Source organism: Glaciimonas sp. CA11.2, assembly GCF_034314045.1.
Taxonomy (GTDB): Bacteria; Pseudomonadota; Gammaproteobacteria; order Burkholderiales; family Burkholderiaceae_D; genus Glaciimonas.
This window is the reverse complement of record NZ_JAVIWL010000001.1, coordinates 708,511-725,582: the sequence shown is the minus strand read 5'-3', so window position 1 is coordinate 725,582 and position 17,072 is coordinate 708,511. Positions and strand designations below refer to the sequence as shown.

The following is a 17,072-nucleotide window of genomic DNA, read 5'->3' as shown; positions in this document are numbered from 1 at the left end:
GCAATTATAGCGATTCGCTGGTTGCGTGAGACATCACTTACTATCGCTTACGTTTTGCCAGTATCAGTTGACTTCAACTAGCCTTGCCAGACATCACTTGCAAGTGGCAATGCATTGGATGAGGAATGCGTTGCTGAAATTAAAAAAGGCAGCCATAGCTGCCTTTTTGAAACATCGACTACGCTGATAGGAATTAACCTGCAGCGACGGATGTTTTCGAACCAACAGTACCGAATTTCTTACGGAATTTGTCGACACGACCAGCTGTATCAACGATTTTATGTTGACCAGTGTAGAACGGGTGCGATTCCGAAGAAACTTCAATCTTCACTAGAGGATAGTCTTTACCTTCGAAGTTTGCTGTTTCGCGTGTTTGAATAGTCGAACGTGTGACGAATTTAAAATCGCAAGACATGTCTTGGAATAAAACTTCACGATAATTTGGGTGAATGCCGTCTTTCATAATTGCCTCTAAAAATTCGGTAGCCAATCGTCACTTCGTCGGTCGCCATGCTTCTTGACCCGATTGTCGATCACTTGCCAAGGTGGAAAACACGCGATTATACAGTAAAACGACATGTATTCTGTGGATTCAGTCATGAGGAGCGAATTCATAGGCTGACCGGCAACAAATTGCGGTCAGCCCCGAGTGCTACCTTCTTTTTATCTTGCAAGATTAACGAAGCGCCTTGTTAGCGCCTGTCGACTCAGGCTGATGCTTTTACTGCCGATGTGCGTTGGTTGCCACTTTTTCGATACAGTACCAGTGTTGCGATCAGACCACAGATGGCGGCAAAGCTCATCCACAGACCCGGCGCAGCTTTGTTACCGGTCATTTGAATCAAGCCAGTCGCAATCGCTGGTGTAAAACCACCAAAAATGGCAGTTGCAAGGCTATACGCCAGAGAAAAACCAACAGTACGGACATCCACCGGCATGACTTCGGTCAGTGCTACGACCATCGCACCATTGTAACTTGCATATAAAAATGACAACCATAACTCAACAATCAGCATCCGCTCAAAACTCGGTGCTGCGACCAGCCAGGATAAGGTTGGATAGGCGGTGAGGATGGTAAGGACCGTAAATACCAGCAGTAAAGGACGGCGACCTATGCGATCAGATAATGCGCCCATTATCGGGAGCCAGATAAAGTTGGAGATACCGATGCAAAAGGTGACAACCAACGCGTCTGTGGTGCTGAGTTTCAACACCGATTTACCGAATGTCGGTGTGTAGACGGTGATGAGGTAGAACGAGACGGTTGTCATCGATACCAGCATCATGCCAGCCACCACAAGACCCCAGTTATCGACCATCGAGCGCAAAATCTCGCGCATGTTCGGTTTCGTCTTACGGGCCAAAAATTCTTCTGTTTCCTGCAGCGAGCGGCGTATGACAAACAATACAGGCACGATCATGCAACCGATAAAGAATGGGATGCGCCAGCCCCAGTCAGCGATTTGAGCGGGCTGAAGCCAGACCTGAAGGCCATAACCGAGGGCTGCAGCGAAAATGATCGCGACTTGTTGGCTTGCCGATTGCCAACTAACATAAAATCCCTTGCGACCGGGAGTTGCCATTTCGGACAGGTAGACAGAAACGCCGCCAAGTTCAACACCAGCAGAAAAGCCCTGGAGAAGGCGACCGACTAACACCAGAAATGGAGCCAGATAGCCGATGGTGGCGTAGCCAGGAACAAAGGCGATCAGCATGGTGCCGATTGCCATGAGTGCGAGGGTAACGATCAACCCTTTGCGTCGGCCAATGCGGTCAACGTATGCACCCAGAATGATTGCTCCTAAAGGACGCATCAAAAATCCTGCGCCAAAGGTCATAAAAGTCAGCATCAGTGATGCAAATTCATCACTCGCAGGAAAAAAGGTCTTTGCGATGTACGTTGCGTAGAACCCAAAGAGGAAAAAATCGAACATTTCCATGAAGTTACCGCTGGTAACGCGCAGGACGGTAGCGACTTTTGATGGGCTGGACTTGGTGATTGTCATGTTTTTTCCGCCAGAAAATTAAAGTTGAAGATTAGTATTGTTGTTTTACTTAGCCGTTGGGAATACCGAGGCCAAGAGGTGAGTTTTCGATCTTCAAATGAGGATATTGTTTAACGAGTAATGCGAGGATGGCATTCTTGAACTTCTTAAGGTCTCTTGCTGTTAGTTATTTGTTAATTAAAACTGCGTGTTTGCACGTTCCATAATTCTGTTCTCATCGGTCGATTATGTCTACAGGCAATAGAAAAAATTGCTTGGGTTTAAGAGTTTTTTAGCCGCTCTTCATGGCCTCAGGCCGATTTGGTAAAATGTTGGTTAGCAGATTGCAGTTACAAAAAAGGGTCCGGCAAGCTTTCGCATGTCAGACCCTTTACACATTTTGCTTCAATTGTTTCGATTTGAGCTTATTGTCATCAGTTATGACGAAGGCCCAAATTGATCCAATTGATTAGTTACCGCGTCGCATCATGTCGAAGAATTCCAGATTGGTCTTCGTTGATTTGATTTTGTCGAGGATGAATTCCATCGCTTCGATTTCATCCATGCTATACAGCAACTTGCGCAATACCCAGATTTTTTGCAGCTGATCTGGCTTGATTAGCAATTCTTCACGGCGGGTGCCGGATTTGTTCAGATTAATCGACGGATAAACGCGTTTTTCTGCAAGGCGACGCTCAAGGTGGACCTCCATGTTACCGGTACCTTTGAACTCTTCGTAAATCACGTCATCCATGCGGCTACCGGTTTCGATAAGCGCCGTTGCGATGATGGTCAGCGAGCCGCCTTCTTCGATGTTACGGGCCGCGCCAAAGAAACGTTTTGGACGTTGTAGTGCATTTGCATCAACACCACCGGTCAATACCTTGCCGGAAGCAGGGATCACGGTATTGTAAGCACGGGCCAGACGGGTGATCGAATCCAGCAGAATCACAACGTCTTTTTTCATCTCAACGAGGCGCTTGGCTTTTTCAAGCACCATTTCAGCAACCTGAACGTGGCGAGTTGCGGGTTCATCGAAAGTCGACGCGACGACTTCACCGCGCACTGAGCGCTGCATTTCGGTCACTTCTTCAGGACGCTCGTCGATCAGCAAGACGATCATCACAGTGTCGGGATGGTTGGTCGTAATCGCATGCGCAATGTGTTGCAGCATGACCGATTTACCGGATTTTGGCGATGCCACCAACAAACCGCGTTGGCCTTTACCGATAGGCGCGATCATATCGATGATGCGACCCGTAATGTTTTCTTCACCGCGCATATCGCGCTCTAGCGGAAGTGGCTTGTTCGGATGCAGTGGCGTCAGGTTTTCAAACAGAATGCGGTGTTTCGACGCTTCTGGTGATTCGCCGTTGACCTTGTCAACTTTGACCAGTGCGAAATAGCGTTCGCCATCTTTCGGTGTGCGGACCTCGCCTTCAATCGAATCGCCGGTGTGTAAATTGAAACGGCGGATTTGTGAGGGCGAGATATAAATGTCGTCAGTGGACGCCATGTAACTGGCGTCGGGCGAGCGCAGAAAGCCAAAGCCATCAGGCAGGACTTCAAGCGCGCCATCGCCAAAAATTTGTTCTCCTGATTTCGCGCGTTTTTTCAAAATGGCGAACATCAGTTCTTGTTTGCGCAAGCGCGCGGCGTTATCAATGTCTAGGCCAATTGCCATTTCTAGCAGTGCTGAGACGTGTAGCGCCTTTAATTCGGATAAATGCATAGTATATGAGTATCCCGGGGTGGGAATTGTCTGGTGGGGGAGGGGACTTCGTGGTGTGAGTAGTATCTTGCTTGTACTGTGTCTCTACATTACTCGTACTTAAATTGTACTGTATCTCTGAAAATATAAGCGGCGGCGCGGGCGCACCACCGCAATGTCGACTAGTTTACATCAAATATTGCTATCGATGAAAGATGTTAACTGCCCTTTTGCTAAAGCGCCTACCTTTTGAGCAGCGGCAACACCATTTTTGAACAGAATCAACGTTGGAATACCGCGAATACCAAATTTGGCAGGTACTGCCTGATTGGCATCAACGTCCATCTTGGCGATCAGGATTTTGCCGTCGTATTCTTTGGCGACTTCTTCCAGAATGGGTGCAATCATTTTGCATGGACCACACCATTCGGCCCAAAAATCGACCAATACGGGTTTGTCTGATTTAAGCACATCTAGTTCAAAGGATGCATCGGTAATATGTTTAATGTTTTCGCTCATGAGTTCCTCTGGAAGAGGGAAAAAAAATGATTGTGTACCAAGTCAACTTATCTGTTCACCTGGGCGGCTTACCTGCGTTGGATCCCGCGTTGGGTCCCTATTCTAATGAATAAGTGGGGGCGCCGTGCGGGACTTCAAGTTTTGCGGGTGTGATTAGATGGTGTTGCGGCGGGGTGTTCGTTAAATCATAACCGATTTTAATAAAAAGGGGAGACTACGATCTTCTTTTTTTGCTTATTTTTTACTTATATTCACCGATTGCTCGCATAAAATGCAAAACAATTGTTGCTAAAACGAGCAGCACCGCAGATTTCTTGCGTGGCTGGCTTCATCCACACCTTATTTTTTGTGAGTCCATGTTGCCACCGTCTTTATTAAAATCCCGCTTGACGTTGCACTCTATTCCGCCTTCCAACGCGTTTTGGCCGGAAGTGGCGCGTGCTTTATCGGCAGCCTCGCTTGAAAGCGGAGGCGAAAATAATCGTGATCTGTCTGCCTGGCGAGTGGTCGTTCCGGCATTTGCGCACGCGCATCTGTTAAGAGCGGCACTGGCGAGCGCACTACCGGGTGCATTTGTACCGCCGCGGATTAATACCTTATCAGCCCTGCTTGATACCTTACCGCCAGCGTTGAATGCTCCTATCGCCAGCGCAGGTAGTGAACGGTTGATGCGGTTGTATTCGGAGTTACGACAGCATGCCTGGCTGAAAAAAATATTTACCGCGAGGCGAAATACCGATTTGCTACCGTTGGCGCAAACGCTGTTATCCCTATCAGATGAGTTGACGCAGGCCTTGCTGCCGTCGATGCAGGATGCGAGCGACGTTGCGCAGCGCTGGCAGACTGCGCTTGAAGAATTGACGCCGAGTTCTCGCGAGCTACTGTCCGACGAGACCGAACTGGTCTGGTCAATCTGGAAAAGTCAGCTCGATGGCGACGATGCGCTTGCAGTGCGTTTTGGTCAAATGCTGCGATTTGCAGCGCAGGCCAACTCACCGTTAGCATGGATTAGTTCGGTCGAGCCGGAGCCGATGGAACGCGCATTTTTGCAGGCTTACGCACAATATCAGCCCGTTTTGCAGATTTCACTTGACTGGCGCGTTGACACTATCGCCTCGGCATATACCACTGCATGGCCGGAGTTGATTGATGTCGCGGCGACGCCCGAGAGCCAGCTTCCGACACCTCCGGACGACTTATTTGCGTCGGCAGAATTTAATGTTGCATTGCCGCCGGGTATCGCCCTATGCGCAGCGCAAAGTATCGAAGACGAGGCCGTGCAGGGTGCGCAGACGGTACTTGACTGGTTGCACGCAGGTAAAACGCAACTGGCGATCGTGGCGCAAGATCGTGTCGTTGCACGGCGGATACGTGCTTTGCTGGAACGGGCACAGGTTCACGTTGCTGATGAGACTGGCTGGAAGTTGTCGACCACGCGCGCGGCATCGGCTATCGCTGCCTGGTTTGATGTTGTCACCCAACGCGGTGAAACAACCGCGCTGCTGGATTTTTTGAAGTCGCCATTTGCATTGGCTGATATGCCTGATAAATCGGCGCAGGTAATGGCGGTCGAAATCGCACTGCGAAGGGCGAATGTACTGGGTGAATGGAATAGTGTCATTTATGCGCTGACTGATCTTCCTGACGCGCAAAAAATGGTTGCCACGCTGGCGCAGCAAGCGAACTTATATGCTGGCCGCAAAACGCTGCGCGGGTGGATCAATACGGGAACGGTGTTCGAGGTGCTCGGCATGACAAGTGCACTGAACGCTGATCCTGCCGGTCAACAGGTTTTGCAGATGCTGCAAAATATTGCTGGCATGGAGGATGATGAAGGAGGTGATGCCTTATTCTCATTTTCAGAATGGCGGGCATTGGTCAACCTGCAAATGGATGAGACCAGCTTCATCAGTCCCGCCATCGATCGACGCGTGGTGATGCTTCCACTGAACGGTGCGCGTTTGCGACACTTTGATGCGGTGTTGATGGTTGGTGCTGATAGCAGTCATCTTCCTTCGCAACCCCAGGAGACGCTGTTTTTTGCGAATACTGTCCGACGCGAGTTAAATCTGGCGACACGTGAAAGTCGTCAGCGCCAGCAAATGCGCGATGTAGCAGAGTTGCTGGCGATGAATCCGTTGGTTGTGTTGTCCTGGCAAGCGCATCAGGATGGCGAGCCAAATCCCGTAAGCCCGTGGATTGAGCGGCTGGAACTGACGCTGGCGCGGTCGGGTGCAGCGTCGTTACCGCGTCATCGGGCGCCGATTGTCGAGCGCAGTTTGCTCGAGATCCCGGCAGCGATGCCGGCACCAGTTGCTAGCGCGTTGCGTCCCACGCGTTTATCTTCTAGTGGCTACAACAGTTTCGTATCTTGCCCGTATCAATTTTTTGCGCAACGGATGTTGCGATTGACTTCCCTTGATGAACTTTCCGATATGCCGGAAAAGCGGGATTACGGCGGTTGGTTACATCAGATTTTGGAAACCTATCACGAAACAATTCGCGATGAGGCGATTGCCAATAACCATGATCAGCGGGTTGCTGTATTGGTCGATATATCGCAGCAATTATTCGACAAGGTGATTGCCAAAAATGCGGCGGCGCTCGGCTATTATGCACGTTGGCAGAAAGTGATTTCTGCCTACGTAATGTGGGCTAACGAGCGCGAAGCGAATGGGTGGAATTTTGTTTTTGGCGAACAGGCTTATGAAAAAATATTGCCATTGCGAACGGGCGAAATAACGTTACACGGACGCGTGGATCGGATTGATCAAAACGATGCTGGCGAACGCGCCGTGCTGGATTATAAATCGAATAGTATTGCCGTATTAAACAAGAAATTAAAAGACCATGAAGATCATCAATTGGCATTCTATGGTTTGTTATCAGACGTGTCGGTGGACGCCGCACATTACGTGGCACTTGAAATCACCAAGGACAAAATCGGTGATGTAGTGGCACAAGATTATGCACAGGCGCAAAAAATGTTGGAAGAGCATATTAAGGACACAATGCAGGCGATTTCCGATGGCGCACCAATGGTCGCCAATGGTGCCGAGTCGGTATGTCAGTATTGCGATGTACGTGGTTTGTGCCGCAAAGGGGCATGGTAATGGATGACCTCACTCCAACATCAATACACCATGATGGCCAAGCTGGCCAAGTCGATATGGTAATACCGCATGCCTATCAAATGAACGGCGTGCCAGTAGAAGCGCAGCGCTTCGTCAACGCCGCCTGCGATCCGCAGCATTCCGTTGTGGTGGAAGCCTGTGCTGGCAGCGGCAAAACCTGGTTGTTGGTAGCACGTATGCTGCGCTTGTTATTGGCTGGCGCTGCACCTTCCGAACTGCTGGCGATTACGTTCACTCGCAAGGCAGCACAGGAAATGCGCGACCGTTTGCTTGAACTGCTGCATGATCTGGCTTTGGCGTCTGATGAGCAGGTGCGCGTGTTGCTTGTGGAGCGCGGCATCTTGCAAACCGACTTGAAGCAAACTGTGCACGCCGCACGCGGTTTGTATGAACGTGTTTTGTCGAGTCCACAAAGCCTGTCCATCGACACTTTTCATAGCTGGTTTGCGCGCTTGCTGCAAATCGCGCCGCTCAATTCTGGGGTGCCACACGGCTATACATTGACCGACAAGACCGGCGAACTTCTTGCCGATGCTTATAGGCGGTTTATGCAGTCGTTAAACAACAAGGACAACGCGGATACCAAACAAGCGCTGCTAGATTTGTATCAACTCGTCGGCGATGGCAACGCTCGCAAATTATTGAACGCCTTCGTCAGCAAGCGCGCTGAATGGTGGGCCAGCAGCATGGCCCCACGCGATCTCGACGTGCCGCTAAATTGGCTTAAAGAATTGTGTGGCGACGACGCCAAAATCGATGCGCGTTTATCGTTGTGGGATGACGCCAAACTGACCGCCAAAATAACGAGCATCGCGTGGTTGCTTGGGCAAGGCACAGCCACTAATCAAAAACGTGCAACGGCAATTGAGACAGCGCTATCCGAAGGTGCAGGATTAGTAAACTTTGATGCGCTATGTCATCAATTTTTTGACGACAACGGAAATCCGCGTGGCAATTCCAAAACTAATAATCTCAAAAAAGCGCTGGAAAATAACTTCGGTGTAGACGGCATCAGCGCTTTCGACGAAGAATTTTCTAACGTCGGCGAAGCCCTTAAATTATTGCGCCGCCGCAGCGGCGAACGCGACGTGCTGGCGCTGAATCGTGCATTGTTCGTGGTCGGTGATGCGCTGGTCGACATTTATCAGGCGATGAAGGCAGAACAGCGGGTCTTCGATTTTGCTGATCTGGAGTGGCAAGCTTATCGCCTGTTAACCAATCCCGATAGTGCCGCGTACATCCAAAGTCGGCTCGACAGCCGTTACAAGCATATCTTGCTGGATGAATTTCAGGATACCAATCCACTGCAATGGAGCATCGTCCGCGCCTGGTTGAATGCTTATGGCGAGGACGCCGGTCAACCCAGCGTGTTCATCGTTGGCGATCCCAAGCAATCGATTTATCGCTTCAGACGCGCAGAACCAAGAGTGTTTGTCGCTGCACGGGATCTGTTGCAAGCGCAGGGCGCAACGGTGTTGCAAGCGAATCAGACCAGACGCAATGCTACGGCGATTATTAAAGTGTTAAACACCAGTTTTTATGCAAATCCGCTATTTTCTGCCCAAACGACGTTAGGAGAAGAGGGCGGTGCGGTGTGGCGCTTGCCGTTGATTCAACAGGTTAGCGCTGAATCAGTTGAGCAAGCTCCGACAGAACCAGGTTTACGCAATCCGTTAATCACACCGCGGGAAGAGTCGGAGGATGCGCGGCGTCGCGACGAGGGGACGAGCGTGGCGCAGGCTTTAATCGCAGCGCGTCAGCATGTGCATATCAAAACTGGGAGCGGAAGCCGTAATGTGCGTTGGTCGGATGTCATGTTATTGGTAAAAAAGCGAACACATTTGGGTGCTTATGAGAACGCGCTCCGGCATGCTGGCATTCCTTTTGTATCAGATCGGCGCGGTGGTTTGCTGGAATCGTTAGAAATTTCTGATCTGATTGCTTTGCTCACGTTTTTAATTACCCCCGATGATGGACGCGCTCTGGCGCATGTCCTGAAATCGCCGATTTTCGCTGCGACCGATGACGATTTAATCGTATTGGCGCAACGTGGTGAAAAGAATTGGTGGCCACGGCTTTTGGCGGCGGTGGCGGAGCGGACGCAGGCCGCCGAACTTGCAGAGGTAGCTTCTGACGGGTTGCAGCGCGCAGCCGTTTTATTGGCGCACTGGCTGGACGTTGCACCACGTTTATCGGTCCATGATTTGCTCGATGTCATTTTGCATCAAGGGCAATTGATCGAACGCTATGCGCAGGATGCGACCGCACTGACGCGGAATCAGTCGATTGGCAATATTGAGGCTTTTGTGGCACTGGCGCTGAATATGGATGCCGGACGTTACCCCAGTTTGCCAAAATTTATCGACGCTTTGCGTGTGCTGCAAAATACTGCTGAAAGTGACGCACCGGATGAGGCCAGTATTGACGCCTCAATGGACGCAGTACGGATATTGACCGTGCATAGCGCCAAGGGATTGGAGGCGCCGATTGTCGTGTTACTGGACGCCAACCACAGCGATCCGGCCCGTGATGACATTGGCATTCTATGTGACTGGCCTCAGGACGAAGACGCACCGGTGCATTTTTCTGCATTTGGCCGCGCCGCTGACAGGGGCGCGGCACGCGACAAATTATTTGCCGCCGAGGACGGATTTAAGACCCAAGAGGATTGGAACTTGCTCTACGTGGCGACCACCCGCGCCAAGCAACTGCTGATCATTAGTGGCGTTGCAGGCGCCAGAAATAGCACAGCCGGCGGTGTCACGGAAGGAAGTTGGTATGCGCGTCTGGAATGGGTGCCGGAAACCGAATTGGATGCGTTAGCATCGTCGGGCATGCAGGTGGATGATGTAACTCAGAATAGGGATGCCGAGCTTAAATTTGTTCTTCCGATATTTGATCCAACGGCGTTGCCGTTGAAGCGGGCACTTACTGCTACTCAAAATAACCTGCCGATGGATGACGACGCATTGCTATTAGCGTTGACATCGCCGTTTGTTGAAGATGAAATAGCTGCAAATAATGACGCTATCGACGAAGGTATTGCGCTCCATGCATTATTGGAGCGATTGACGCAGCATGGGCACTGGCCGATTAATGTACCTGATGTCGCGACGATTGCGCGCTGGTTGCCGTGTACACCAGCCTTGGCTTTGATCGTGCAACAACAGGCCAGGACGATTTTGGCGCAACCGTCACTTACGCATTTCTTCAATCCGGGTTTGCATATCGCAGCGCGTAATGAAATGGAAGTGATGACGGATGTTTTATTGCGCTTTGATCGGGTGGTAATGTTCGAGGATGAAGTATGGATACTCGATTACAAACGCCAGCTACTGGATAGTGAGCGTGCGGGATATCAGGCGCAGTTGATCGGTTATCGCGCCGCTGCCGCCCAGATATTTGTTGGCAAGACGCTTAGGACGGCAGTCATCACGACCGACGGCCAATTGTGGGAAGTGGCCTAATCAGCATCTCCATTAAGGGTGAGACTTTTAATGCTGGGCGGACTGATGGTGTAGTTTGGCAAACAAGGCTGGCAAAGCGACAAGTCAAGAAGGCGAAGATGCATCTTTTTCCTCTTGCCAAATTGGTTTGCCAATCGGCCTTAGTCCAAAAGAGCCGGTTAGTGGCGACCTGGCGCAGCGTACTTACGTTCGAGCCTTGAAACCAGAGCGGCTAAACACATCGTCATGGTGAAGTAGACTACAGAAATTGTTATGTAGGGCTCCCAATAGCGAGAGTAAGCACCCGCTACCGTTCGTGCTGCGTAGGCTAATTCAGCTAATCCAATCGCGGATACAAGTGATGAATCCTTCAGTAATGTAATGGCCTCGTTACCTAGTGGCGGCAGCATGCGACGAAATGCTTGTGGCAACACCACGTAGCGCATCGTGGTGCGATAACCCATGCCTAAGCTTGATGCGGCATAGGTTTGTCCGCGGTCAATTGACTGAATCCCTGCGCGAAAAATTTCAGAAATGTAAGCGCCCGCATTCAGTGAAAGCGCCACCACACCTGAGATGAACGCGCCATAGTTTTGTTTGATGGTGCGTGCCAGTTCACCGGAAATGAGCAGGCCGTTGTCCTGATGGATCAAGACCGGCATGACAGCAAAGTGAATGAGCAGAATCTGGACAAACAGCGGCGTGCCACGAAAAAATGCAACGTAAAAACTTGCTAATGCTTTGACCAGACGGAACGGCCATTTCCAAGGACCATGCTTGACTTCAGCGACGCGCAACATACCTAAAAAAAGACCGAGTAAGGTGCCGATAATAATGCTGATGACCGCAACCTGCACAGTCATGAAAAAACCTTGTACGAACAGTGGCGCGTAGCCCTGGATGATGCTCCAGCGAAAATCCATATTTTTGTGAAGAGAAAACAATGCGGCGGGATGAATAAAAAATGCGTAACCAAAAAACTTGTCGAGTGTGAAATAGCGTCTGTATTCGTGTATCGAAACATTTGTATGACATCGGCTTACATTCACCGACAGCGACTTATGACCTGGATATTGGTGGTAAGTCGCTGTAAGCCAATATCATTCGACTTCCGATGCAATTGTCGCTTTTTAACTCAACGGTTTTTACTGGTCACGCATTTCGGCGCGTAAAAATTAGGCAAAAATTATACCGTACTCGCAGGCAAACACCCACATTCATCGTAGGGTTGGTTGTCAGTAATGCAATGTTGCTTAATGATTCCTAGGTCTTTCCCGAAAAATACTTTGCGTAAATTTTGTCGGCAGTACCATCTGCCTTGATATCTGCAAGTCCCTTATTCAGTTTTTCCAGTAAAGCCGTATTACCTTTTTTGACGGCGATTCCGTAAAACTCTTTTGGGAAGGTAGGATCAGAAATAATCTTAAAACTATTGGCACTATTATTTTTTACGTAATTAACCACGACGCCATTATCGCCGACTACGGCGTCAACGCCGCCACCGTTAAGCTCCTGAAATGCTAAGGGCATAGATTCGAAGCGTTTGACATTGGGGTTATTTTTACCCACCAGTTGCTGGGCTGCTTCGTCACCCGTCGTCGCACTTTGTACGCCGATTTTGAGCGTTTTTAAGTCGGAAAATTTTGTAACTTTAGAATTTAACGGCACGGCAATCAATTGATTGGCTTCAAAGTATGGATCGGTGAAATCAACTGTTTGCTTGCGCAGATCCGTAATGGTGATGCTGGATATCAAGATATCGCGATCTCCTTGCGCTAACGCATTGAAGATGCCATCAAACGGCGTATTCTCCACTTTGATTTTAATACCTGCCCGCTCGGCGACAGCTTTGATGATATCCATTTCAAAGCCGACCGCTTCTTTTTGTTCGTTCATTGATGAGAAGGGCGCATAAGCGGCATCGGTTCCTACTACATATTCAACGTTAGTATTGACCGGATTTGTTGCTCCGGAAGCTGCTTCTGCCGATTTTGGATCAGTTTTTCCGCACGCCACTAAGGCGGCGCACGCGCAGGTCAAGGCTAACAGAGACAGAAAGCTTTTCTTCATGTGAGATTCCTTAAGTCCTTAGAATTACACTTCACTCTCGACGAGGCCACATTCGTCGCCATCGCTATCGCCAATAGCTATCAGTTATTGGCTATTCGTCATTATTTCGCGTCATCAGCAAAGTATTTCTTGAAGATTTTGTCATAAGTGCCATCGGCTTTGACGGCAGCAAGGCCTTGATTTACTTTAGCAAGTAAAGCGGCATTGCCCTTTTTGACTGCAATACCGTAATACTCTTTAGGAAAATCTGGATCGGAGATAAAGTGAAAGCCTAATGCTGCATTATTTTTAACGTAATTTTTTACCGGGCCGGTATCCAGGACCACCGCATCAACACCGCCGCCTTCCAATTCTTTCAAGGCTAACGTCGCCGATTCAAGACGCTTGATTTTCGGATTACTCTTACCCAATAGCTTTTGGACCACTTCATCACCGGTGGTGGCACTTTGTACGCCGACGGTGAGTTTTTCTAAATCTCTGAATTTTGTCACTTTAGAGTCTTTGGGGACGACGATCAACTGGGTTGATTCGTAATAGGGTTCAGAAAAATCGACGGTTTGCTTGCGCTCATCGGTGATCGTGATCGCAGATGCCAGTAAATCGCGGTCGCCTTGTGCGAGAAAATTGAAAATGCCTTCAAATGGCGTATTGACGAACTTGACCTGGAAGCCCGCTTTGTCTGCAATCGCATTCATCAGATCGACGTCGAAGCCAACGATTTCTTTTTGTTCGTTTTGATATTCAAACGGCGCAAAGGTTGCCTCTGCACCGACTACGTAGACCGACGGGGCGGATACCGCCACTTGTGCTTCTTTATTTTCTTTTTTGCCGCATGCTGCCAACAGGACAACACTTGATGCTACGCATAGCAACGCTTTAGACAACTTTTTCATCAATATTCTCCGTGATTCCACCAATTGCGAATAGTCGGCCATTTTAAGGTGAGGATGGTAACAGCGACCGATTGACCTGGATTTTTTTAGTACTTTTACTTAATTATCGCCATAAAAAGGTGTGATATCTGGCTTATATAGATGCCTTTTAACATAAGCTCAGGTACGAATACCGAGTACAACGTCTGCGTGTTAGCTTATTTTGAGTACAGATGAGACCTTCTTGCGAGCATAAATCCGATCATCATCATCATCATCACCATCGTTAGTGTGTCCGTCATCGCGCGTTCAGCGTAAATACGCAAATGCGTCCGGCAGCGACAAAATGTCACCAGTTGCGCTTCCATCATAGCCAGCTAACTGGTTGACCACTTCGCGGAAGGTATCGGTTTGTATTGTGGTAATGATTTGTTGGATCATAGGATCTTGCATTGCCGCGATTGGCAGCGCAAAGAAATAACGCTCTCGGACTAACGGGATGAATTCAAGGCCGAAGCGGGCTGCGGCAGTTTGCACGCCGAATCCAACATCGGCCATACCGCTGGCAATAAAAGCCGCCACCGCAGAGTGTGTAAATTCGGTGCTCTCAAATCCGTTTATGGCCTGTTGCGCGACTCCGGCTTTGGCCAGTAGCATTTCCAGGAGCAGGCGGGTGCCGGACCCAGTCTGCCGATTTACGAAAAGGACGCCGTTGTTAGCCAGATCAGTCAACGTATGAATGTTTTTTGGATTACCGGGTGCGACCACCAATCCTTGATCTCTCACTGCCAGATGGATCAGGCAGTGGGTTTTTTTGTTCAGCCAGCGCGCGTAAAGGGAGATAATCGCATCTTCAAATTCGCCAAATGGAACATGAAAACCTGCCAGATCACATTCGCCGCGAGATAGAGCAGACACAGCGTCGGTGCTGCTACGATAGCGCAGATCGATTGGTAATTGAATAGCATTTAGCTGACTCAGCAATGCCGCAACCGCAAATCCATGGCTTGCATTTAGCCGAATCGTTTTGCTGGAGCCAGCGACGGCTTTGCTCAACTCGCCCTCCAATTCGGAGGCTAAACTATCTAACGTGGGCGACAAGCGAGCGGCGATACGGCGGTCGGCCCAAATTAATTTTTCTGCAAGCGGTGTGAGAACGCTGCCGCGACCGCGCTCGGTCAATACCAGTGGATGACCGAAAAGTTCTTCTGCGGCGCGCAAGAGTCCCCAAACATGACGGTACGATTGCTTCGTGGCTTTGGCCGCATTGGAAATTGAGCCAGTTTCCCGGATTGATGTCAGCAAAATCAACAGCCCAGTCGTGTCCAGAACGGCATCAGAAGTTTGTCCAATTTCCCAATGTGGTTTGATTGTAACTTTATACATACGATTTTCCATGACGGCAGTCTCAAAACAAGCGCCCAGGCGGTTTGGGTGTTAAAAAATGGGTTTTTAAACAGTATCTTTTGTAAGGCGGCGATGACGGCGAGTAACGCTCAGAATACGATATTTGTATCAACTTCTGGAAAAATATATGCAATATTTTACATATTGAAGAATGCCCCCCTTAATGGTATTTTAAGAGAAGCTATAGATATAATAGTTAAATAAAATCTATCTGCTATAAAAATATATGTAATTAAATACATATAATTGGGGCTCTTAAAAGAAATAAGCGGGGGAGATATGGGTTTTTTATCAAAAGAACGGACTATTGCCGGTGCTGGATTCAATCGATGGCTAGTGCCGCCTGCGGCCTTGGCGATTCACCTTTGTATCGGAATGGCCTACGGTTTTTCGGTATTCTGGTTGCCTTTATCCAAGGCGATTGGGATTAAAGAGTCTTTGGCGTGTGGCAGTGATATAGGATTTTTTGCTGAGATATTCGCAAGCAATTGCGACTGGAAAATTTCAATGCTGGGCTGGATATTCACTATGTTCTTCGTGATATTGGGCACTTCTGCAGCAATTTGGGGAAGCTGGCTGGAGCACGTTGGACCGCGTAAGGCAGGTTTCGTGGCCGCATTATGTTGGTGCGGCGGATTGCTGATCTCGGCCCTCGGGGTTTATCTTCATCAAATTTGGCTTATGTGGCTCGGTTCGGGTGTGATCGGTGGTATCGGTCTGGGATTAGGTTACATCTCGCCGGTGTCGACATTGATTAAATGGTTTCCGGATCGGCGCGGTATGGCGACCGGTATGGCGATTATGGGTTTTGGCGGTGGTGCGTTGATCGGCAGTCCCTTGGCATTCAAGCTGATGCAATATTTTGCCAGCGATACAGGCGTTGGCGTATGGCAAACTTTTGTGGTTTTGGCGTTAGGTTATTTTGTCTTCATGATGGCCGGTGCGTTTGGTTATCGGATTCCGCCATCGGGCTGGAAACCGGCTGGCTGGTTGCCGCCGCCGCCATCTAAAAACACGATGATTACGCAGAAACATGTGCATGTCAGCAAAATTTGGGGCATTCCGCAATTCTGGCTGGTGTGGTTGGTGCTATGCCTGAATGTGTCGGCAGGTATTGGCGTGATTGGGATGGCTTCGCCGATGTTGCAAGAAGTATTTGGTGGTCGCTTGCTTGGCGTTGCCACAAAATTTTCAGCATTGTCCTTAGAGCAGAAGAGCGCGATTGCCGCTATTGCAGCAGGATTCACTGGTCTTATCAGTTTGTTTAATATTGGTGGTCGTTTCGTCTGGGCTTCATGTTCCGATTTTCTAGGGCGCAAGAAAACTTACATGATCTTTTTTATACTTGGTTTCATTCTCTTTGTATCGCTGCCATGGTCTGGCGCGGCCGGTAGCATGGCGTTATTCGTCACAGCGGTATGTTTGATCGTGTCGATGTACGGCGGTGGTTTTGCGACTGCACCAGCGTATTTAGCCGATTTGTTCGGTACGCAAATGGTGGGTGCGATTCATGGCCGTTTGCTGACAGCTTGGGCAACAGCAGGGATTTTGGGGCCAGTAGTCGTAAATTATATGCGTGAGTACCAATTGTCATTAGGCATTCCACGGGAGGCAGTCTACAACACGACCATGTATATCCTCGCGGGAATGCTGCTGGTGGGTTTGGTGTGCAATTTAATGATTCGTCCAGTGGCAGAAAAATATTTCATGACCGCGGAAGAGCTGGAGCATGAAAAGCATCTCGCGCACGAAAAAATAGTCGCGACGACTGGTGTCCGTGCACCGGTTGTGGTGGATATGTCGCTCGTCGGTAGCGGTGGTAGCCCAGCGCTCTTGATGCTGGCGTGGGCTGCAGTCGGTATTCCGCTAATCTGGGGTATTTTCACGACATTGCAAAAAGCAGCGGTGCTGTTTAAATAATTGCAGCT

At 49.4% G+C, this 17,072-nt stretch carries 11 protein-coding genes; 3 read left to right on the top strand and 8 right to left on the bottom strand.

Features of this window, described 5'->3' with window-relative positions; genetic code table 11:
- Positions 1–193: 193 nt before the first annotated feature.
- From RGU75_RS03070 to trxA, 4 genes are all read right to left on the bottom strand, one after another.
- Positions 194–463 carry a type B 50S ribosomal protein L31 gene (locus RGU75_RS03070; RefSeq protein WP_205319311.1) on the bottom strand — a complete coding sequence of 90 codons (270 nt, stop codon included), beginning with the start codon at positions 461–463 and terminating at the stop codon, positions 194–196.
- Between the two features lie 244 nt (positions 464–707).
- On the bottom strand, positions 708–2,006 hold the full coding sequence (locus RGU75_RS03065; RefSeq protein ID WP_322232891.1) for an MFS transporter: 1,299 nt from the start codon (positions 2,004–2,006) through the stop codon (positions 708–710).
- Between the two features lie 448 nt (positions 2,007–2,454).
- Positions 2,455–3,717, bottom strand: coding sequence for a transcription termination factor Rho (gene rho, locus RGU75_RS03060; protein ID WP_205319314.1), 1,263 nt, complete (start codon positions 3,715–3,717; stop codon positions 2,455–2,457).
- A 171-nt stretch (positions 3,718–3,888) separates the two neighbouring features.
- Positions 3,889–4,215 (bottom strand): thioredoxin TrxA, encoded by a 327-nt coding sequence (gene trxA, locus RGU75_RS03055; RefSeq protein ID WP_322232888.1) that lies wholly within the window; start codon positions 4,213–4,215, stop codon positions 3,889–3,891.
- 356 nt (positions 4,216–4,571) lie between these two features.
- On the opposite strand from trxA, the gene RGU75_RS03050 reads away from it, so the two are divergent.
- Together RGU75_RS03050 and RGU75_RS03045 are read left to right on the top strand one after the other, a co-directional pair.
- Positions 4,572–7,328 (top strand): PD-(D/E)XK nuclease family protein, encoded by a 2,757-nt coding sequence (locus RGU75_RS03050; RefSeq protein WP_322232886.1) that lies wholly within the window; start codon positions 4,572–4,574, stop codon positions 7,326–7,328.
- A 56-nt stretch (positions 7,329–7,384) separates the two neighbouring features.
- Complete coding sequence (locus RGU75_RS03045) at positions 7,385–10,816, top strand: UvrD-helicase domain-containing protein (protein WP_322240189.1); 3,432 nt, start codon at positions 7,385–7,387, stop codon at positions 10,814–10,816.
- Between the two features lie 158 nt (positions 10,817–10,974).
- Here the strand turns inward: RGU75_RS03045 and RGU75_RS03040 are convergent, their stop codons facing one another.
- The 4 genes from RGU75_RS03040 to RGU75_RS03025 form a co-directional block, all read right to left on the bottom strand.
- Entirely contained in the window at positions 10,975–11,718 is a 744-nt protein-coding gene (locus RGU75_RS03040) for an amino acid ABC transporter permease (protein WP_322232884.1), read from the bottom strand.
- A gap of 340 nt (positions 11,719–12,058) precedes the next feature.
- Positions 12,059–12,865, bottom strand: a complete 807-nt coding sequence (locus RGU75_RS03035) for a basic amino acid ABC transporter substrate-binding protein (protein WP_322232882.1) — start codon at positions 12,863–12,865, stop codon at positions 12,059–12,061.
- A gap of 101 nt (positions 12,866–12,966) precedes the next feature.
- Positions 12,967–13,758: a basic amino acid ABC transporter substrate-binding protein gene (locus RGU75_RS03030; protein ID WP_322232880.1), complete on the bottom strand. Its 792-nt coding sequence runs from the start codon at positions 13,756–13,758 to the stop codon at positions 12,967–12,969.
- Between the two features lie 288 nt (positions 13,759–14,046).
- A complete protein-coding gene (locus RGU75_RS03025; RefSeq protein ID WP_322232878.1) occupies positions 14,047–15,123 on the bottom strand; it encodes a substrate-binding domain-containing protein in 1,077 nt (358 codons plus the stop codon).
- 300 nt (positions 15,124–15,423) lie between these two features.
- Here RGU75_RS03025 and RGU75_RS03020 point away from each other — a divergent pair, with 300 nt between their 5' ends.
- Positions 15,424–17,064: an OFA family MFS transporter gene (locus RGU75_RS03020; protein WP_322232875.1), complete on the top strand. Its 1,641-nt coding sequence runs from the start codon at positions 15,424–15,426 to the stop codon at positions 17,062–17,064.
- Positions 17,065–17,072: the final 8 nt, after the last annotated feature.